Source organism: Terriglobales bacterium (assembly GCA_035561515.1).
Taxonomy (GTDB): Bacteria; Acidobacteriota; Terriglobia; order Terriglobales; family Acidobacteriaceae; genus DATMXP01.
Genome location: DATMXP010000040.1, coordinates 111854 through 130520, shown reverse-complemented (window position 1 = coordinate 130520; position 18667 = coordinate 111854). Strand labels below are relative to the sequence as shown.

Below are 18667 nucleotides of genomic sequence, written 5' to 3'. Positions count from 1 at the left end.
TGTTTTCTTATATGAAGCCAAAACAGGGGGGGAGGGGTAGGGTACGAAACTCGGATCGTGGAGTCGTGCTGAAAACTGGACATCTCGTTCTCCGAAGTGGAGAATGCTGCCGCCATGCATAACCGTCGAACCTTTATTCAGGGAACTCTCGGCCTTGCCGCTGCGGCAGGCGTAGCGCCTCTCCTGCCCGAGGCAGTTGCTCAGTCGTTTCAGTTGTCCGTTCCGCCAATGCCCGATCGCAGTCTCCACGACCGCGATGAGAACGCCTACTGGGCCGCGATCCGGAAACAGTTCGTCATCCCGGCAGACCACATATATCTAAATAACGGGACCGTGGGCTCCTCGCCGCTGCCGGTATTGAAGGCTGTCTTCGACTCGTACTTCGATTGCGAGCGTCTGGACTGGGAGGATCCGGAGCGTTATCCCATCTGGGGATATGAACCCTGGAACGACTACCGCGACCCTCTGGCCGAGTTCGTCGGCGCCACGCGTGACGAGATTGCGCTGGTTCGGAACGCCACCGAAGCCAATAGCTTCATGGTGAACGGCCTCGATATGAAACCTGGCGATGAAGTGATCATGTCGGACCAGGAGCATCCGAGTGGCGAAGGGCCTTGGGGCGTGAAGTCGAAGCGTTATGGCGTAGTAGTAAAGAAGTACGAGATTCCGAAACCGGTAAACGACCCGGCAGTGATCCTGAACCGTATCAAGGACCTGATCACGCCGAAGACGAAGGTCATCTTCACCAGTCACATCACCACCGTGACGGGTGTTATCCAGCCGGTGAAGGAAATCTGCGATCTTGCTCGCAGCAAAGGCATTGTATCGATGATCGACGGAGCGCACGTGCCCGGCATGATGCCGCTGAACATCAAGGCGCTCGGCTGCGATATGTACGGCGCCAGTCCGCACAAGTGGTTGCAGGCTCCCAAGGGTACCGGCTTCCTCTATGTTCGCGACGAGATGATCGACCGCCTCTGGAGTACGACGACATCGCACGGCTGGGACGATCCGAAGATCAGGGCGGAACGCTTCCAACACATCGGCTCGTCGAACGTTCCGACACTCGCCGGCATGAAAGCCTCCCTGGAGCTCTGCAAGCAGATCGGGCTTGATCGGATCGAAAAGCGGCATCGCGCCTTGGCCAGCTACATAATGTCCGAGATGCAGAAACGCGGCGCCGAACTGTGGACGTCCGAGAATCCCGCTATGCGTTGCGGAATCGTATCGTTCAGCATCGCACCCGTAAAAATCGCCGATCTCGAGCGCGATCTCTGGAAGAAGGACAAGATCCGCGTCCGCGGCGGCGACCCGTACAAGATTAGGCTTTCCACTCCGTACTACTTACAGAAAGCGGAAATCGACCGATTCCTCGAGAAGTTCGACGCGTACCGTCGGACGTATCGGTCTTAAGTAATCGGCTGAGAACCTGAGGGGCATGCTCCGCACAATCGAAGGTGCATGCCCGTTTCTAAATTGATTCCTCTAAGGCTTCTTCCTCTCAAACAAACAACCGTTCTGTGATAACAATCACAGCCCAGTGGTCAATCCCGAGTGCACGATGAATTTTGGGTGAGGGAATCATGAACACGAGACTGTTAGAGCTTTACCAGCAACGGGACGAGATCGAAGCCTTCTTGATGGATCCGCGCTTTGCCGCGTGCGAAATGGAAAGGGCGGAATTCGTCCTTGAGGGGCTTGAGGAAGAGATGCGGCACCTCATCACCGACGGCATGTTGCACCTGCGCAACCAGGCCTAGCGAGCGCTTCCGGCGGCCGCCGCCACGGTGCGCCGCCTGCCAACGCTCCTGCGCGGTCCCTTCTCGGCCGCGCGCACTCCCGCGAGAAATTCCCAAAACGAAAAAACGAATAAAGCTGATCAACATTTCGTCGATGAATCAGGAGACGAACGTCTGCGCGCGTGTTAATTCTGGAGTCGCAACCTATGTCCGTGGAAAGCGTGCCGCTGCCACAAATGGAATCAACCGTACTCAAGGAAGCGCGAAAGACCGAACGTATTGCGGTTCTGCGCCCTGTTCAGGTAAAGACGTCTGACGGTTGGGAATTTACTGCTGTCTGCACCGACGTTAACCTCAGCGGAATCGGGATCGACAGCGATCGCGTACTGCGCGTCGGACAGCGCGTGCAGGTTGAAGTCGCAACCCACGTTGGTGAATCGATGCCGGTCAACATGCTGGTCATCTATCGTATGGGCAGACATTACGGGTTAACTGCGCTGAACGCACTGGAACAGTTGCTGGAACTGCTGCCAGTTAACGCCTGAGGGAATCCTGGTGCGACCGCACCGCCGACTTCACCTTCATCTGCGTTAGTTCCATGCTGTCTCGAAAGAGCTGATGAATCAGCTTGCGCTGCGATTCGATGATCTGTTGTTGCTGCCAAACCAGCAGGGAAGTCAGAAGAAATGCGGAGAAGAGCATCAAGGTAACGCCCTGCTTCTTCAGCCAGGGAAGTTTTGCAGCGAAGGCCGACATAGTCCTTCAGTGAGAGTGCGCGGCGGAGTTCGAAGTTGGCCGCTGTCTGGAACAGTTCTGCACCTTGGGGTCTGCTGAAGCGAAAGCGCAGGGAAACCCTGCGCCGACTTTAGGCCGCGTTCTGCTCGGCAGTTTCGGCGAGCGCCGCAGCGGGCTTGAGGTCCGGTGACACTACTCTCATCTCTTTCCAATCGTAGGCAAATTCTTTGCCGCAATCGAGACAGACGATGTAAGTGCCGGTTGCCATTGCTGCGCCGGAACGCCGCTGGCCAGCCCGAGTCGTTATCGGAAAACTGTAATGCTTGTGTGAACAACCAAAAAGCAGGTCGGTAATCTTCGCCAACATCACAACCCCCACGGAACACGAGAGACCGTGTTCACCACGAAACGTAAGTTCCCGTTTCAACTACTTAGATTCAAATGCACTGGGTTTGGTTTCGTTGGAGGTATTTCGTTCGGAACTAACTGAGGAGACGTGCGTTAGCACGTCTCACTCTGAGTCTAGGAACCTTAAGTGCCAAAATGGGAAAGAAGTTACGCGGAAGAGTCGGCCTTCGACTTGTTGCATTTCGACATGATCGCCGAACGAAGGCGACCGCGAAGGTCATCCGGCAATTCGTAAAGGTGAGAATCCCGGTAGATCTCGATGGTCTTCTTGGTGGTGTTGCAGACAACGTAGCAGTTGTGACACCACTGGAGGTGATCCTCTAATTCTGCCCTCGTTTGCGAATCGATAGCATTATCGAGGTAGTCGGTTAATTCCTTCAAAAAGTCGCGGCAGGTCACTTGGTTCCGTCTCCGCTCTTACGTGTTTTGAAGTACTTATTGAGCCGTTCGCGCAATTGTAACCGGGCGCGGAGGAGACGGGACTTGACGGCTGGGATACTCAAGTCGAGCGCCTCAGCGGTTTCTTCGGTTGACAGGCCTTCTACATCGCGTAACACAAACACCGTCCGGAAGCCGGCGGGAAGGCCCTGAATGGTCTTTCCCAGGATATCCTTCAGCTCAGCTTGATTGTATTGTTGCTCCGGATTCGGACTCCAGTCGGCGATTTCGCGCGGCATGGAATCTTCTTCCGTCTTAACGTCTTCGTCCAAAGATACAAAACGCTCGGGGCGACGCTTGCGAAGCTTCATCAACGCTTCGTTAACCGCGATTCGGACAAGCCATGTATAGAACTTGGATTGCCCCTGGAACTGCCCGAGGTTCTGAAAAGCCTTTAAGAAGGCGTCCTGAACCACGTCTTCCGCGTCTTCACGGTTCTGCGTTATGTGCTGCGCGATACGGAATACGTTCCGATCGTAGCGCCGAACGAGATCCTCGAACGCGCCCATGTCACCGGCCTTGGCTGCGTTAACTAACGCCAGCTCTTCGGTTACCGGCTCGGGCTCGTTTATCTGTTTGATGGTGGCCATCAGACTCCCGATTCAGGAAGTTTCGTCCTGAAATCCTATTGTAAATGGTCAGGGACTTTCGCAGGACAGTACGGGTTTAGACGTATGATCCGTGAGACTGTCAGGGGGTAACTAAGGGTATTTTTCAAGGTTTTTTTCTAACTTAGGGAAACCACCGGGGGAGCAGATGGGTACAGGATGCCCTATAATCGCGTTTCCCGAAATAGATATGGCCGACGCTACCAAAATACGTTCCCTGGTCGAGCGGGCGCTGGAGGATGTACTGAGCCGCGCCTTGCCTGAATTGCGGTCGCAACTCGTGAATCGCGTATTGGACAGCCTTGAGCCGGAGGAACCGGCTTCGGCCGTAACCGGCGAGAGCTCGGCGTTGAACGCCGCCCTCGCTGCGATCCAAGCGGGAGCGACCCAGGTGCAGATCCTGGACGCGCTGGTGGACGGCGCATCGAAGTTCGCAACTCGAACCGCGCTATTCGTGGTTCGTGGGGCAAACGCCGTTGGTTGGCGGGCGCGAGGCTTCGCCGACGACGAAGCGGTGCGGAGCAGTCCGTTGGAATTGACCGTCGGGCTGCCGGCGAGGGCGATCCAGCAGCATCTGCTGGTTACGGGTCCGGCGTCGGAGTTCACGATGGACTTCGAGGAGCGCTTCGGCGCGCCGGTGGAGACTTGCATGGTGTTGCCGCTGACCGTTCGTGAGAAGGTCGTGGCCATCGTCTACGCCGATGGAGGCACTTCCGATCATCGCATGGATCGAGCCGCGATTGAGGCGATGGTCCGAGTGGCGGGCCTCTGGCTTGAGGTGTTCGCGACGCGGAAGGTTACTGGCGCTCCACTCTCCGAAAGTACGGCAGCTATGGCGGCAGCGGCAGGCGTATCTCCCTCGACCGTATCGGCTCCAGCGCCAATGCACCCGTTGCGGCGGGAATCGGACCGCGAGGCATTCCAGCCAGCCTCGCCGTCCACAGTTACGGCAGTTTCCGAAACTCAGAGCGGTGCGGTGAATTCTGAACTGGCGCCCCAGGCTGCGCCGGTGGCGGTTCCGGCCGGCGAGGAAGAACTGCACAAAAAGGCGAAGCGTTTCGCAAAATTGCTGGTGGACGAAATCAAGCTGTACAACCAGGCCAAGGTCACCGAAGGTCGCCAGAACAGCGATCTGTACGAGCGCCTCCGCGAAGATATCGAGAAGAGCCGAGCGAGCTATGACAAGCGTTATGGCAACACCAAGGCGAAGGACGGCGACTATTTCAATCAGGAACTCATACGTATCCTCGCCGACAACAATCCGGCGCTGCTGGGTGAAAACTTTCCGCGTTGAATCACGTTAAACTAAGGACTGTGAGTATCCGGTCCATTGCTGCATTTGTCCTGCTTTTTTCGGTGATTAGTTCGCCGATTTTGCTGTTATCACAGACGAAGAAAAAAGCGCCTTCATCCGCGAAGAAGAGCGTTACCACGGCGACATCCAAAAAATCCGCAACAACGATCAAGTCCAAGAGACCCACAAGTAAGAAGAAAGCGAAAAAAAGAAAGCGAAAGCTGACCGCGGCGGAACTGCGCCGGATGCAGCGAATGAATCGGGCCTTTGTTGCGTCGAGCACACTCAAGCCCATGGCGAAGCAGTTGCTCGAAAACCGCACCCCGCAGGCTTACGCGGGAGTGGAAGCCTACGCGCAGAAACATTCGGCAACCGATGAAGGCGCGATGGCCAACCTGGTTCTTGGTTACGCGCGCATCCTCGACAACGACTACGTGCGAGCGCTTCCACATCTCAAGAAAGCAGCGTTGAGGGCAGGCGATCTTGGCGATTACGTGTCGTACTACACGGCGGTAGCTTTAAGTGGCTCAGGCGACAGAGACGGAGCGATCAAGCAACTCGCGGATTTCCAAACGAAATACGGGAACTCGATTCTCGCCCGGGATGCCGGCGTGATGTATGCGAACGCATTGTTCGCGACTGACAACGCGCAGGCTGCAATTTCCACGGCACTGAAGTACCGGAATCCGCCGCGCTCGGACCTGGAATTCAATCTCGGCCGCGCCTACATGAAAATGGGGGATTCTCAAAAGGCCATTGAGGCGTTGCGGCGTGTGTATTATTCGATGCCGCTGGCGAGCGAGGCCTCACAAGCCGGCGCAGACTTGAGCAGCCTGGGAGGACTCACGGCGGGATACTCCGAACGAAAGATCCGAGCGGACGTACTTGCGCAGGGCAGGCGTTATCGCGACGCCGCGGCGGAATATCGCGACCTGGTCAATACTGCTCCAACGGCTGCACAACGCGACTCGTTGATGGTTGCGGCTGGAATCGCCGATTATCGTAGCGGCGAGGTGAAGGACGCAAAGCAGGCTCTGGCAGCGTTGCAGGTGAGCGGAGATGCGAATGCGCAAAAGTTGTGGTTCCTCATCGGATTAGCACGCGATGCAGACGATGAGGGGCAATTCAATGACCTCATCAATCAGTTGAGGCAGGCAGCTCCCACAAGCGGATATTTCGAGCAGTCGCTGCTGTCAGCGGGGAACATGTACCTGCTGAAGAAGAACTACGACCGCGCAATCGACTTCTACCGGGAGATCGACCAGCGCTTTCCTAAAGGCAGGTGGGGGCATTACGCACATTGGAAGGCCGCATGGTTAGACTTCCGCCAGGGAAGGACTGATGCAGCAACGGAGGCCTTCGAGAGCCAAATTGCGCGATACCCTGATTCCGCCGAGGTTCCGGCGGCGATGTATTGGCGTGGGCGGATGGCGGAGGAGAAGAAGGACCCGGCCCTGGCACGCGCGTTCTACAAGAAAATTACCGAACGATATCCGAACTACTACTATGCGGATCGGGCGCGTGATCGGATGCAGTTGCTGGGTACGGGCACAGTTGCACACGACCCGTTACTTGACCACGTCCCACCGCTGAAGGCGGTTCCGGGTGAATTCGAAGAAGCTCCGGAAGACGATCTGCGAGTCCAGAAAGCACGCCTGCTGGAGAACTGCGGGTTGTTTGACTTCGCCGTGAAAGAGATACAGCGTGCTAGTGCAGGGGACAGCACTGACTGGAGAGCTGGAGAAATCGCGCGGTTGTACCAGGAGAGTGGCGGGTATCATCGTGCCTTGAACTACATGAAACGAGCGGTGCCGTCGTACTTTGCGCTGGATTATTCGGCTCTGCCGCGCAACTACTGGGAGACGCTTTTCCCGCGTCCGTTCTGGTCGGACTTGAAGAGGTACAGCGAAGCGAATGAGCTAGACCCCTATCTGGTCGCGTCCTTGATTCGGCAAGAATCGGAGTTCAACCCGGGAGCGATTTCGCGGGCGAATGCGCTCGGATTAATGCAAGTGCTGCCTGATACAGGACGTCAGTTGGCTAAGGAAACGAAGCTGCGCGGATTCCAGCCGGCACTGCTGCTTACGCCGCACACGAACATGCAGTTGGGGACCCGCTACTTCAAACACCTGCTGGAGAAGTTCAACGGCACTCCGGAGTACGCGCTCGCCGCCTACAATGCTGGTTCGACCCGCGTGGAGAGCTGGCTGGCCGACGGTACCTACCGGGACCCGCAGGAGTTTGTGGAGTCGATCCCTTTTACGGAAACCCGCGAGTACGTGCAGGCCATCATGCGGAACGCAAGCGTGTACAAGAAGCTCTACTCGAAGGAAATTGCCAGTAATCAGTAGGAAAAAAGGTGAGTGGACCGGCTCCTTGAACGGAGCCGGTTTTTGTTTTGGTTGATTACGGTTGAGGGTTGGATGCCGTTCGCGATGTACGGCGCGGATGCGACGCGAGCCACGCGGCGGTAGCACCGCCGCCGATGAGTGTTCCGGCGACCAGTCCGTCGTCGCAGCCACACAGAGTCCAGCCTAGGCCTCCGCCAAGCGCGCTGTACGAAGCCATCTGAGCGAAATTGCGCCAGCCACCGAGGTTGTCGCGACGATGCGTGTGCATGTAAAAAGCGGACATTCCGCCTGCTCCAACCATCAGCCCCTTGGTGATATCGTTCCCGCCGCTGAGCAGAACGCCGATGCCTGCGCCCACAGCAGCTCCCCCAAGTACCGAGAAAATGTAGCGGTGTCTCTGCGGACTGATGCCCTTCAGATCGTCAGCGGTGACTTGCGGATCGGCTGCCATCGCCGGCATGGCAGCGATGAAGACGAAGCAGGCACACAGCAGCAGAGCCCAGAGTTTCTTTCCTCCCAGCATATAAACTCCCTTGTATGTCGTGTGGAGTGTTGACCCCATCTGGTGAGGTTCGATGGCCCGTGTAACGCGCGAGATGCGTGTCGCGAATTTGGTGCTTGCGAATGTTAGAGCACGATCACGAAAATCACATGCCACGGTGATTCGTCTGCTTGCGACTGGTGGATGCCTACATTGCATACTTCTGCGGTTTGCACTGGATTCATCGAAGAATTGGGCAGGGGGCTGGTACATTACTGTTAATGCAAGACACTGAAAAAGTCACAGAGCCGAAACCGGAGCAGTTGTCGGCGCACAGCATTCGATGGGACCTGATCATCGTGGGCGCAGGGCCGAGCGGCCTGGCGACGGCGATCGAAGCGCGGAAGCGGAAGCTGGCGGTCCTGAATATCGACAAGGGCTGTGTGGTGAACTCGTTGTTCAACTACCCTACGAATATGACGTTCTTTACCACGCCGGAACTGCTGGAGATCGGCGAGGTTCCGTTTTCGACGCAGAACAACCAGAAGCCCACCCGGTCAGAAGCGCTCGAGTACTACCGCAAAGTGACGGCGCACTATCAGCTGCAGGTTCGGCAGTACGAGACCGTGACGAAACTGAGCGGCAAAGATGGCCACTTCGCCGTGAGTACCACGGATCTCCATGGATTTGCGCAGACATATCACACCCGCAAGATGGTGCTCGCGACAGGCTACTACGATTTACCGAATTACCTGGGGTGTCCGGGCGAGGACCTGCCCAAGGTGATGCACTACTACAAGGAGCCTCATCCGTACTACGACAGTGATGTAGTGGTGATAGGGGCGAAGAACTCAGCGGCCATCGCAGCCCTGGAACTGTATCGTCACGGCGCGAGAGTGACTCTCGTGCATCGTGGATCGGGGATTCATTCCCACGTGAAGTACTGGGTCAAGCCGGACATCGAGAACCGCCTCAAGAGCGGCGAGATCAAGTCGTACTTTGGCAGCACGGTGAAGGAGATACTTCCGGAGGCGGTAGTCCTCAAGACCCCGGATGGCGAAGTGACTCTGGCGAACGATTTCGTGTTCGCGCTCGTCGGATACCATCCGGACTACGACCTTCTGCGGCGGTTCGGGCTCGAGTTGACGAAAGACCAGTGCCGTCCCGTATGCGATCCGGAAACGCTGGAGAGCAATGTGCCAGGTATCTACGTGGCTGGCGTAATTGTGGCCGGCTCCCGCACCAACGAGATCTTCATCGAGAACGGACGATTTCACGGGAAACTCATCGCTGAGCACGTATCAAAGCAGCTTCGTCGCGGCTGAGAATCATTGACAGAAACTCGCACGAAATAGAAAGTCATAGTATGGTCGGCAGCCTTTCCGACAACCCCTTTGCAGTGCTGACGGCGGTGGTGGCGCCTGCCATCCTGACGAACGCGTGCTCAGTGCTCTCTCTGGGTGTAGGGAATCGCATCGCGCGAGTCGTGGACCGCACACGTGCCATCGTACTGGAACTGAACTCGCTTCCCGCCGACAGCCACGATTACCAATGGAGAGTGCGTCAACTGGAGAAGCTTCGCGTGCGCGGGAACCTGTTGCTCCAATCTCTACGGCTGTTCTATGCAGGGCTGGGATGCTTTGCGGCATCGGCATTGCTTTCCGTGATTGGCGCGTCGCTTGCGTACTACGAAATGCACCGGATCTTCCAAGCGTTCGCCATTGTTGCACTCGGAACAGGGGTGGTGGCGGTTGGAGCGCTGGTGTTCGGATGCGCGATCATGGTGAGGGAAATCACCATCGCGGTGACCAGCGTCAAGGAAGAGGTCGGAATTGCGGTGGACCGCTTCGGAATCAAACAGACCTGATCAGCGTCCGGATGTTGAACCGCCTGAAACATTGCACCGCGAGAATCCACGCTCAATTGCGGTTCCTTCTTCGTAGTCATTCCAGGTCACAACCATCAGAAATGGAAGCGGCTTACTGTCCGGGTAGTAACGACGGAAAAGCCGCAGGGACTCTTCGAATGTTTTGCCACAGCGGTCGCTCATACGGCGATTGCGGCTCCAGGAAGCCTGACGGTCATCGAACCCGGGCCATGCCGCGCCAACAGCGATTTTGTTCGGGTACTCGGTCGTCATCTGCTTGTAGAAGTCAGTCAGATACTGTTCGCCCCAATTGCTGCCGTCCGGCTTCCATCCTTCCTTGCCGGGCTGGACCCAAGCGTAGAAACCGTCGAACGCATTGGCGTATTTCGGGTAGATGTCCTTGAAGATGAGCAGCGGCGGATCTTCCCAGGAGTTTACAAGCTGGCGAATGCGATTCCAGTCGGTCTCGGCTTGTTTGGGGAAGATGAAGATGACCGGGCGTCCGTTATAGCGCAAGTAGGCTGAACGGGTTGGCAACGCATGCGGGCCAATGTACCGGTCGTAGGCGTACTGCAGGTCGACGATGACGGCCTCGGTGGACTGGCCCGGGTACTCAGTATCTTCGTCGTACATCAGCGAAACGGTGAAATTGTTTTCCGCGGCGGCCTTCTGCAGAAGCATGTAGCTTTTGTCCTCGAACGGCTTGCGCGGGCCGTACCAGTTCACGACGAATCCGCTGATACCGAGTTCCTTCGCTTCGTTAATTTGGCGCACAAGGACAGCAGGGTCTTGCGTGGAATAGCCCACATCTATGTGCTTGCTGTTGCCGAACCAGGGCTGGTAGGCGGCCAGGACCTTCGGGGAACCTTCGGCAACTTGCAGTTGCGTGGCGGCTTGAAGACTTCGGCGGAAATCTCCTGTGCCACGGTGACATGCAGTGCTGAAGGCCAGTAGAAACACGAATGCAAAGATATGAAAGACGGTTCTCACGCGAGTTGTTGGATGACTTTTGCACCTGAGACGTTGTTCAGCAGGACTGCTGCTAGGCGCGGAATTAAGGTCAGGCTAGGTGCCCTCTCCGGCACTTGAGACGTGAAATTGCATCCAATGCCGGAAGCAGAGCGTACTTCTTAGACTGGAAGGGTTTCTTAAAAGAAATGCCATCGTTAGGCGCAAATGTGCAGGGTGACACGGTGCAGTTCCGGGTGTGGGCTCCGAAAGCGCGTCAGGTGAGATTGCGGTTGATGCGCGCCGACGGAACTACCAAGGATCTGCCGATGATCCCATCGGGGAATGGCGAGTTCGAGTTGACCATAAATGCGCGCGCTCGCGATCGGTACTTCTACCTTCTCGACCATGACCCACTGCAGATTCCCGATCCTGTTTCGCGCTTATTGCCGAACGGCGTGCACGGGCCGACTGAAGTTGTTGATCCTCTGGCCTTCCGCTGGACGGACCAGAACTGGCGCGGTTTGGACTTTCACGACTACATCATTTACGAACTTCATGTGGGGACTTTCACACCGTCTGGGACGTTCGACGGCGTCATCGAGAAACTGGATTACCTCAAGGACCTGGGCATCACGGCTATTGAACTCATGCCAGTCGGTGCGTTCCCGGGCAGGCGGAACTGGGGCTACGACGGCGTTTCCATCTACGCTGTCCAGGAGAGCTATGGCGGGCCTGACGGCCTGAAGCGTCTGGTGAACGCGGCACACGAAAAGGGTCTGGCCGTCCTGCTGGACGTCGTCTATAACCACCTTGGGAATGAAGGGAATTATCTCGGCAAGTTCGGTCCCTACTTCACTTCAAAACACACGACTCCATGGGGCGACGCCATCAACTTCGACGATCGCGGCAGTGAGAACGTACGCCGTTACTTCGTGGAGAACGCCTTGTACTGGGTGGATGAGTATCACCTCGACGGACTTCGTCTCGATGCCGTACACACGATTCAGGACGATTCGCCCACGCACATTCTTGCCGAGATCAGAGATGCGGTTCGGGAATTCGAGTCTCAGTCGAAACGAACCATTTGCCTCGTCGCAGAAACGGACGAAAATTCGCCGCGCTACGTGCAGCCGAGGAAGCAAGGCGGCTACGGACTGGATGCCATCTGGAGCGACGACTTCCACCACGCCCTGCATGCGCTCGCAACGGGAGAAAACGAGGGGTACTACCAGGATTTTGGCCGTCCTGAGCAGCTTGTCCGGGCGATCAACGAAGGTTTTGCCTTCCAGGGAGAGCACTTCAAATTTTGGGGTACCACGCGTGGAGAGCCAAGCGTGTCAATGGAACCGGAGGCGCACGTGATCTGCATTCAGAATCATGATCAGGTAGGGAACCGTGCCCTCGGAGAGCGCCTGACTTCGCTCGTATCGCATGCTGCGAGAAAGAACCTGGCGGCCCTTCTGCTGCTTGCGCCACAGACTCCGCTGATCTTCATGGGGCAGGAAACGGACGAACCCGCTCCGTTCCAATTCTTTACGGATTATGGGGATCCCGTGCTGCAGAAGGCCGTCAGCGAAGGCCGGAGAAAAGAGTTCAAGGACTTCAGCAGCTTCGGGAACCATTTCCCCGATCCTCAGGATCCTGCGACGTTTGAACGGTCGCGTCTTACCTGGAAACTCAATCCCGAGCGTCGCGCCATCCTGGAGTGGTACAAGCACCTGCTTCAGCTTCGGAAAACGGTTTACGGTAGGGAATCGAGGTCGGCCCGCGCCATCCTGGTCGACAGCGACTCAATTCGGCTGGACATACCTGCCGACAAACCAAAAATTTCCCTCACTGCTTTTTGGACTGGCGAGCATGAACCGAAGATCGAGCCAGTTACGCCGCAACAGCGCGGCGTAAAGTCCGACGAGGTTGCAGCCAGAAACTAAGCTGCCTTGCCCCTGGCTGGCCTATGAAGCACCTGCGCGGAATGGTGTTTACGGTCGAAGCGAACGAAGTACCTGACACAACAATGTTCGCATAACCAGAAGACTTTCTGCCGCACATGATCGTGCAGGCCCCATGCCGCCGGATCAGAGATATTGAAAACGAACAACTCGCCATCTCCGAAGCGTTTGAACTTCGATTCGCACTTCGGATGCGCACACGTAGAGACGTCCGAACTCGCGATCATGACAACACTCCATGCCTGGCAGAGTATTAGATGCCGCGAAGGGGCGGTGTAATGACGGAAAAAGGGAAAAGCTCCTCGCGAGGAGGAGCTTTGGTTCTTCCGGCGTACTCTATTCGAAGATCATGATGGCGGCGGCGATGACGGTGGTCCAGAGACCTTTTTTGTCGCCGACAGCCGACTGCGTCATGTTCATGGTGCGGACAATCTTGTTCGAGAGCCGGTAGATCTGCTTCTTCTCGTCCCAGCTCTTGTCCGGATCGAATTCCACGTTCAGCGTAGTAGCCAGCATTTCCGCCGCGAGTTCCTCAGCGTAATCGCCAGCGGCATCTTCGGTCTCGCCGAAAGAATGGTGCTCGCTGAGATAGCCGTAAGTAGAGCGGTCGGCCGGTATGGCAACACCGATGCTGGACGCCGTGAGACGGTGTGGTTCCCGCGTGGAGTTCTCGGCCACCACGGCAAAGACGACTTCACCGGGATTCAGGAACTTAAGGCCTTCCTTACGCGGGATGATCTTGCAGTGTGGTGGAAAGATCGACGAAACTCGAACCAGATTCTGTGCCGCGATGCCGGCATCCCGAAGCGCCAGCTCGAAAGAAGTGAGGCGCTCTCTGTGTTTCCCTACGCCCTTGGTAAGGAAGAGTCGCTTCGGGACCATGTCTTTGCCCAATTCAGGTGTCCTCCGTGATGACTATGGAATCACAATAAATAACACGCTGGAGCCATCTTCAACATAAAAAATCTGCGCATCGGTGAAATTTTTCCGAAGAAGGCGTTTGGGTTTCTCCCTGGGTTGGCGCAGCGAGACAGGGACGTGCCTTTCTATATACTCCCGATTTCCACATTGACACCCAACACTCTCGGCCTAAAATGTTTCAAACATTTTCGTTCGATTTTGTTTTGAACTGGAAAAAGGCGAATGGCAGGGCTGTTTACATCGGCGGAGGTGATGGCGCGAACCGGTATCACCGCGCGCCAACTGCAGTGGTGGGACGAACGGGGCATTGTCGTTCCATCGCGTGAAGGCCACCGTCGCCTTTATTCAGTGGACGATCTGGCAGAAGTCGCGGTGATTTGCGAACTGCGCGGGCGGGGATTCTCTTTGCAGAGGGTGCGCAAGGTAATGCGCCTGCTGCAGAAGGAATTCAAGAAGCGCCTGGTCGACACAGTCTCCGCGTATTCGGAGTACCACCTGCTTACAGACGGAAACCGGATTTATCTGAAGGATTCCGCCGAACAGGTGATCGACATTCTGAAGAACTCGCGTCAACCGATGCTGGCAGTTTGCCTGAGCGATACGGTCAGGCAGATCCAGTCGGAACTTTCTTCGGCGCCAAAGCAGCCGGAAAACGCGGAAGCACAGCCAGCCTCGACTCGAACGGGCCGCGACGTCCCAGAAAGACGCCGCAAAGCGGTGGTCGGAGTGGGAGCGCGCGGACGTCGGGCCGTCATGTGAACGTCAGATCGAATTTCAGGGACTCGGAGGTGTATGGATGGTCGGCCAAATTACAGTTCTCAGCGAGTGGATTCCGGAACAGATGGGTCCGGGAACTATATTCGTGCTAGAAAATGCCGGCGATATGGGGGAAAGCCAGGATCCGTACTGGGCGGTGCTTGCCTGTCCGGAATGCGCAACTCTTGGATTGGTGACTCGGAAACAGGTGGTCGGATTGTTGCCGATTATTTGTGGCTCGGATACGTGCTGCGCACAGTTCTTCCTGCGCGATGACGACATTATGGTGAGAAAACCTTTTTAAGTCCTTGATGAGGTACGCGAAGGCGCGTCAACTCGCGAAAGTTGGCGCGCTTTTTCTTTTTGACGTCCACGCAGAGTTCGCAGAGGAGCAGAGGTATAAAGAGAGAGAAAGTGGTGTTTTTTTGCTCCTCAGCGCACTGTGCGAGGAACTACGCCTTTGTCACCTGCGCAGAACGCAATGGCACGTTCTCGACGATCTCGATCTCGAAGCCTTCGAGTGCTGCGACGCGACGTGGATGATTGGTCAGCAGCCTGATTCGGCGGAGGTTCAAATCCGACAAGATCTGCGCCCCAATTCCGATTTCGCGCTGAATGGCGCGTTGATTGGCGGGGATGGTGGGCAGGCGGCGTTCTTTATGAAAGACCAGCACGTTGCGTTCGCCGAGATGGTCTACGTTGAAGCCCTTTGAGTTCTGGTGCAGGTAGATGATGGCCCCGCGGTCGGCATGCGCGATCGTCTGCATCGCACGATCGAGCGTCTCGTTGCATTCGCACCAGGTTGCTCCGAACACGTCTCCCACCAGGCAGTGCGCGTGCATGCGCACGAGTACCGGGTCGTCACCGCCGATGTCACCGCGTACGAGGGCAACATGCGTTTCTCCGCCGTTGACCTCGCTTTCGTAGGCGATCATTCGGAATTCACCGTACTTGGTTGGCATCATGGCTTCGCCGACCCGGCGGATGTAGCGCTCGTGCGACATCCGGTAGCGGATCAACTCGGCCACGGTCAGCATCTTCAGGCTGTGCTGTTCGCAGAACTTGATGAGATCGGGCACGCGCGACATGGTGCCGTCTTCGTTCATAATTTCGCAAATGATGCCGGCGGGAATCATCCCGGCCAGACGTGCGAGATCAACCGATCCTTCAGTTTGTCCAGCGCGGACCAGCACACCACCTTTACGCGCGCGGAGAGGGAAGACATGTCCGGGGCGCGCCAGGTCCGAAGGCCGAGTCGCCGGATCGAGAGCCACCTTGATAGTGCGAGCGCGGTCGTAGGCGGAAATGCCGGTAGTTACGCCTTCGCGAGCGTCAATGGCTTCACAAAATGCCGTGCCGAATGTCGCCGTATTCTCCGCCGACATAGGACCGAGGCGAAGCTGGTTACAACGCTCCTCTGTCAGCGCCAGGCAGATCAAGCCGCGGCCGTACTTGGCCATGAAATTGATCAGTTCAGGGGTGACCTTCTCGGCAGCCAGTACAAGGTCCCCTTCATTCTCGCGGTCCTCGTCGTCCACAAGGACGATCATGCGTCCGGCGCGAAGTTCTTCGAGAGCTGTGGGGACGTCGGAAAACGGGGCTGTAGGCGACATAAAAGGGACTGGACTGCTCCCAATTTTATCAGAGCAGCTCTGAATCTTAGGCGCCAGGCTTGAAGAAGGCGATCAACCAGTATGTGAGTGCTGATACCGCCGCTGAAGCAGGGATCGTCAAGACCCAAGCCCAGACAATTCGTTTCGCCACGCCCCAACGGACGGCTGAGAGACGGTTCGTGGCACCCACGCCGATGATGGCGCCCGTAATCGTATGCGTGGTGCTGACGGGAATGCCGGCGATCGCTGTTCCAAACAAAGTGATGGCGCCGGCGGTTTCAGCGCAGAAACCACCCACGGGTTTCAGCTTCGTGATCTTCGAACCCATCGTGTGCACGATGCGCCAGCCGCCGAAGTAAGTGCCAAGCGCGATGGCAGTGTGCGCGCTCAAGATGATCGGCCAGTGGTAATTGCCCCAGTCCTGGGCGATATCGGTCTTGCTCATCAGGCCGCCGGTGTAGAGAGCGCTGGCGATGATGCCCATTGTTTTCTGGGCGTCGTTTCCCCCATGTCCCAGGCTATAGAGGCCCGCCGATACCAACTGAAGCTTTCGGAACAGACTGTCTACGTTGCGCGGCGAGTACCTTCTGAAGATCCAGAACACCGCTACCATCAGTAACCAGCCGAGCAGCAGTCCAAGGAACGGAGCCACCACGATGAAGATAAGAGTCTTCGTCCATCCTGATGCGATGATGACCGCATAGCCTGCCTTTGCGACGGCTGCCCCGGCGTAACCACCAATCAGAGCATGCGACGAGGACGTCGGCAGCCCCCACAACCAGGTCAGAAGGTCCCAGACGATGGCTCCGAGAAGCCCGGCAAGGACAACGTATTGCGTCACGACCTGCACGCCGCCCATCTCGAGATGGATCATCCCTTTGCCTATGGTTTTGGCAACGGCGGTACCCAGGAAGAATGCGGCGACAAAATTGAAGAATGCAGCCCAGAGGACAGCAAGTTTCGGCGAAAGAACTCGAGTAGAAACTACAGTTGCGATGCTATTTGCAGCATCGTGAAAGCCATTAAGAAAGTCGAATGTTAACGCGACAGCAATCGTTATGATTACAAGCAGTAGACCGGTTTCCACCAGTAGTTGCCTCGAATAATTAACCCAAGAACTTTAAGTGCAGCCAGTGGTTTATGCGCTTTTGAGAATCACCGATTCCAGAACGTTGGCGGCGTCCTCCGCCTTATCGGTCGCCAATTCCAGTACTTCGAACAACTCTTTGATCTTGATCAGCTGAATCGGGTCCTTTTCGTTTTCGAAGAGGTATCCGACGGCGGCGCGGGTAACCTGGTCCGCTTCGTTTTCGAGGCGGTTGATTTCCACGCAGTGTTCCAGCACATGCTGCTGCTTTTCCAGATTGGCAAGCGCCCTTGCAAGTTCTTCCGCCTGCTGCAGGATCAGGGAAGCCAGTTTCGCGGAGTCGCCCGGGACGGCGGTGATCTTGTACACCATGATCCGGTCTCCCGCGGCGTTCAGCAGGTCAAGCACATCGTCGATGGAAGAAGCCAAACGGTGTATGTCTTCGCGGTCGAAAGGAGTAATGAAGGTCTGGTTGAGCTTGGTGATGACGGCATGGGTCATGTCGTCACCGTGGTGCTCGATGTCTTTCAGTCGAGCGACCTGGGCCGGGACATCCTGGAAATTCTCCAGCAGCGCTTTCATCAGTCGAGCGCCTTCGATCAGGTTCTGGGCCATCTCGACGAACATGTCGAAGAACTTAGTTTCCCGCGGAATCAAGCGGACCATCGGTATCAGGGCTCCTTCAGACGGTACACAGAATCGGATTAGGTATGTCAGCGCCCTTGAAATGTAAGGGGCTGATAAATATCTCATGCGAGGTGGGTGGGGTCAAACTTGACAAGCACACTCTTAAAATGCGGAGTGCGCCATTATGCGGCACGAACTTTTTCCCAGCTTTTCTCTGCGCCCCGGAAGAGCCGCTTCAGAGCTCGGACAACGAATCTGACAAACAGAAAAACAAAAACCAACAAGACGGCCACCGTGGCGGCGGCGACATAAGGATGCTGCGTCGCGAACCACGTCAGGCCGATGGCCGCGACATCCTCGCCAATACTGAGCGCAGAGTTGGAAAGCGGCTCAGGCGATGGCGTTACGGCGGCCCGGGCGGCCGTCTTGCCTCCGTGCGCCGCGAACGCTATGGCGCCGCCGGCTACGGCTGCGATCATCTGGACGTGCGGAGGCAACTGCGCCGAGGCATGATACGCAAGCAGGGCAGCAACCGGAATGCGCACGAATGTGTGCAGTGCGTTCCAGATCAGGTCGAAGACAGGAATTTTGTCGGCGAAGAACTCTATGACGAACAGCACGCCCGAAATTCCTATCACCCACCAGCTTTCGACAAGGCTCAGGGAAGCAGGAATCTCGACAATGTGTGCACGTGAGAGAAGCCCCAGGGTGGCAAGCGTGGCATACACATTCAGTCCAGCCGCGAAGCTGGTTCCGACAATCAATCCGAACAGATCTTTGTCGCTGAAGTGCATAAGAAGCGCTGCTCCTCAGAATGTACGTAATCTGATGCGATTGGTTCC

The 18667-nt window shown here is 56.6% G+C and carries 21 protein-coding genes; 10 read left to right on the top strand and 11 right to left on the bottom strand.

Annotated features, from left to right (window positions below):
* Positions 1–114 precede the first annotated feature (114 nt).
* From VN577_18190 to VN577_18180, 3 genes are all read left to right on the top strand, one after another.
* Positions 115–1413 carry an aminotransferase class V-fold PLP-dependent enzyme gene (locus VN577_18190; protein ID HWR16762.1) on the top strand — a complete coding sequence of 433 codons (1299 nt, stop codon included), beginning with the start codon at positions 115–117 and terminating at the stop codon, positions 1411–1413.
* Between the two features lie 170 nt (positions 1414–1583).
* A complete protein-coding gene (locus tag VN577_18185; protein HWR16761.1) occupies positions 1584–1760 on the top strand; it encodes a hypothetical protein in 177 nt (58 codons plus the stop codon).
* A gap of 185 nt (positions 1761–1945) precedes the next feature.
* Complete coding sequence (locus tag VN577_18180) at positions 1946–2284, top strand: PilZ domain-containing protein (protein HWR16760.1); 339 nt, start codon at positions 1946–1948, stop codon at positions 2282–2284.
* Here the strand turns inward: VN577_18180 and VN577_18175 are convergent.
* From VN577_18175 to VN577_18160, 4 genes are all read right to left on the bottom strand, one after another.
* Positions 2274–2495: a hypothetical protein gene (locus tag VN577_18175; protein ID HWR16759.1), complete on the bottom strand. Its 222-nt coding sequence runs from the start codon at positions 2493–2495 to the stop codon at positions 2274–2276. The two genes, VN577_18180 and VN577_18175, sit on opposite strands and share 11 nt — an antisense overlap.
* Before the next feature lie 109 nt (positions 2496–2604).
* Complete coding sequence (locus VN577_18170; protein ID HWR16758.1) at positions 2605–2742, bottom strand: hypothetical protein; 138 nt, start codon at positions 2740–2742, stop codon at positions 2605–2607.
* A 287-nt stretch (positions 2743–3029) separates the two neighbouring features.
* Positions 3030–3281, bottom strand: coding sequence for a zf-HC2 domain-containing protein (locus VN577_18165; GenBank protein HWR16757.1), 252 nt, complete (start codon positions 3279–3281; stop codon positions 3030–3032).
* Positions 3278–3910 carry a sigma-70 family RNA polymerase sigma factor gene (locus tag VN577_18160; protein HWR16756.1) on the bottom strand — a complete coding sequence of 211 codons (633 nt, stop codon included), beginning with the start codon at positions 3908–3910 and terminating at the stop codon, positions 3278–3280. Before VN577_18160 ends, VN577_18165 begins: the two co-directional genes overlap by 4 nt.
* 208 nt (positions 3911–4118) lie before the next feature.
* On the opposite strand from VN577_18160, the gene VN577_18155 reads away from it, so the two are divergent.
* Both VN577_18155 and VN577_18150 read left to right on the top strand, forming a co-directional pair.
* The gene (locus VN577_18155) at positions 4119–5222 is read left to right on the top strand and encodes a hypothetical protein (protein ID HWR16755.1); all 1104 of its coding nucleotides are present in this window, start codon (positions 4119–4121) and stop codon (positions 5220–5222) included.
* 254 nt (positions 5223–5476) lie between these two features.
* Positions 5477–7573 (top strand): transglycosylase SLT domain-containing protein, encoded by a 2097-nt coding sequence (locus tag VN577_18150; GenBank protein ID HWR16754.1) that lies wholly within the window; start codon positions 5477–5479, stop codon positions 7571–7573.
* 55 nt (positions 7574–7628) lie between these two features.
* Here the strand turns inward: VN577_18150 and VN577_18145 are convergent, their stop codons facing one another.
* Positions 7629–8096 carry a hypothetical protein gene (locus VN577_18145; protein HWR16753.1) on the bottom strand — a complete coding sequence of 156 codons (468 nt, stop codon included), beginning with the start codon at positions 8094–8096 and terminating at the stop codon, positions 7629–7631.
* Between the two features lie 239 nt (positions 8097–8335).
* On the opposite strand from VN577_18145, the gene VN577_18140 reads away from it, so the two are divergent.
* Positions 8336–9379 carry a YpdA family putative bacillithiol disulfide reductase gene (locus VN577_18140; GenBank protein ID HWR16752.1) on the top strand — a complete coding sequence of 348 codons (1044 nt, stop codon included), beginning with the start codon at positions 8336–8338 and terminating at the stop codon, positions 9377–9379.
* A gap of 41 nt (positions 9380–9420) precedes the next feature.
* Positions 9421–9921, top strand: a complete 501-nt coding sequence (locus VN577_18135) for a DUF2721 domain-containing protein (GenBank protein ID HWR16751.1) — start codon at positions 9421–9423, stop codon at positions 9919–9921.
* On the opposite strand, the gene VN577_18130 is transcribed toward VN577_18135, so the two are convergent.
* Complete coding sequence (locus VN577_18130) at positions 9922–10911, bottom strand: hypothetical protein (GenBank protein HWR16750.1); 990 nt, start codon at positions 10909–10911, stop codon at positions 9922–9924.
* Between the two features lie 167 nt (positions 10912–11078).
* Here VN577_18130 and treZ point away from each other — a divergent pair, with 167 nt between their 5' ends.
* Positions 11079–12803 carry a malto-oligosyltrehalose trehalohydrolase gene (gene treZ / locus VN577_18125; protein ID HWR16749.1) on the top strand — a complete coding sequence of 575 codons (1725 nt, stop codon included), beginning with the start codon at positions 11079–11081 and terminating at the stop codon, positions 12801–12803.
* Between the two features lie 354 nt (positions 12804–13157).
* Here treZ and VN577_18120 read toward each other — a convergent pair whose 3' ends face one another.
* Positions 13158–13715 carry an arginine decarboxylase, pyruvoyl-dependent gene (locus tag VN577_18120; GenBank protein HWR16748.1) on the bottom strand — a complete coding sequence of 186 codons (558 nt, stop codon included), beginning with the start codon at positions 13713–13715 and terminating at the stop codon, positions 13158–13160.
* A gap of 249 nt (positions 13716–13964) precedes the next feature.
* On the opposite strand from VN577_18120, the gene VN577_18115 reads away from it, so the two are divergent.
* Positions 13965–14501, top strand: a complete 537-nt coding sequence (locus VN577_18115; GenBank protein ID HWR16747.1) for a MerR family transcriptional regulator — start codon at positions 13965–13967, stop codon at positions 14499–14501.
* 37 nt (positions 14502–14538) lie between these two features.
* The gene (locus VN577_18110) at positions 14539–14802 is read left to right on the top strand and encodes a hypothetical protein (GenBank protein ID HWR16746.1); all 264 of its coding nucleotides are present in this window, start codon (positions 14539–14541) and stop codon (positions 14800–14802) included.
* 148 nt (positions 14803–14950) lie between these two features.
* Here VN577_18110 and ribB read toward each other — a convergent pair whose 3' ends face one another.
* The 4 genes from ribB to VN577_18090 form a co-directional block, all read right to left on the bottom strand.
* A complete protein-coding gene (gene ribB, locus VN577_18105; protein HWR16745.1) occupies positions 14951–16111 on the bottom strand; it encodes a 3,4-dihydroxy-2-butanone-4-phosphate synthase in 1161 nt (386 codons plus the stop codon).
* A 46-nt stretch (positions 16112–16157) separates the two neighbouring features.
* Entirely contained in the window at positions 16158–17198 is a 1041-nt protein-coding gene (locus VN577_18100; protein HWR16744.1) for an inorganic phosphate transporter, read from the bottom strand.
* A gap of 51 nt (positions 17199–17249) precedes the next feature.
* Positions 17250–17864 carry a DUF47 family protein gene (locus VN577_18095; GenBank protein HWR16743.1) on the bottom strand — a complete coding sequence of 205 codons (615 nt, stop codon included), beginning with the start codon at positions 17862–17864 and terminating at the stop codon, positions 17250–17252.
* 143 nt (positions 17865–18007) lie between these two features.
* The gene (locus VN577_18090) at positions 18008–18619 is read right to left on the bottom strand and encodes a DUF4126 domain-containing protein (GenBank protein HWR16742.1); all 612 of its coding nucleotides are present in this window, start codon (positions 18617–18619) and stop codon (positions 18008–18010) included.
* Between the last annotated feature and the right edge of the window lie 48 nt (positions 18620–18667).

Bases quoted from the DNA above. Each gene is read 5' to 3' on its own strand.
- VN577_18185 (HWR16761.1), top strand. From the start codon at position 1,584: ATGAACACGAGACTGTTAGAGCTTTACCAGCAACGGGACGAGATCGAA.
- VN577_18155 (HWR16755.1), top strand. From the start codon at position 4,119: ATGGCCGACGCTACCAAAATACGTTCCCTGGTCGAGCGGGCGCTGGAG.
- treZ (HWR16749.1), top strand. From the start codon at position 11,079: ATGCCATCGTTAGGCGCAAATGTGCAGGGTGACACGGTGCAGTTCCGG.
- VN577_18175 (HWR16759.1), bottom strand. From the start codon at position 2,495: ATGTCGGCCTTCGCTGCAAAACTTCCCTGGCTGAAGAAGCAGGGCGTT.
- ribB (HWR16745.1), bottom strand. From the start codon at position 16,111: ATGTCGCCTACAGCCCCGTTTTCCGACGTCCCCACAGCTCTCGAAGAA.
- VN577_18110 (HWR16746.1), top strand. From the start codon at position 14,539: ATGGTCGGCCAAATTACAGTTCTCAGCGAGTGGATTCCGGAACAGATG.
- VN577_18140 (HWR16752.1), top strand. From the start codon at position 8,336: ATGCAAGACACTGAAAAAGTCACAGAGCCGAAACCGGAGCAGTTGTCG.
- VN577_18160 (HWR16756.1), bottom strand. From the start codon at position 3,910: ATGGCCACCATCAAACAGATAAACGAGCCCGAGCCGGTAACCGAAGAG.
- VN577_18145 (HWR16753.1), bottom strand. From the start codon at position 8,096: ATGCTGGGAGGAAAGAAACTCTGGGCTCTGCTGCTGTGTGCCTGCTTC.
- VN577_18150 (HWR16754.1), top strand. From the start codon at position 5,477: ATGAATCGGGCCTTTGTTGCGTCGAGCACACTCAAGCCCATGGCGAAG.
- VN577_18135 (HWR16751.1), top strand. From the start codon at position 9,421: ATGGTCGGCAGCCTTTCCGACAACCCCTTTGCAGTGCTGACGGCGGTG.
- VN577_18115 (HWR16747.1), top strand. From the start codon at position 13,965: ATGGCAGGGCTGTTTACATCGGCGGAGGTGATGGCGCGAACCGGTATC.
- VN577_18090 (HWR16742.1), bottom strand. From the start codon at position 18,619: ATGCACTTCAGCGACAAAGATCTGTTCGGATTGATTGTCGGAACCAGC.
- VN577_18180 (HWR16760.1), top strand. From the start codon at position 1,946: ATGTCCGTGGAAAGCGTGCCGCTGCCACAAATGGAATCAACCGTACTC.
- VN577_18095 (HWR16743.1), bottom strand. From the start codon at position 17,864: ATGGTCCGCTTGATTCCGCGGGAAACTAAGTTCTTCGACATGTTCGTC.
- VN577_18190 (HWR16762.1), top strand. From the start codon at position 115: ATGCATAACCGTCGAACCTTTATTCAGGGAACTCTCGGCCTTGCCGCT.
- VN577_18170 (HWR16758.1), bottom strand. From the start codon at position 2,742: ATGGCAACCGGCACTTACATCGTCTGTCTCGATTGCGGCAAAGAATTT.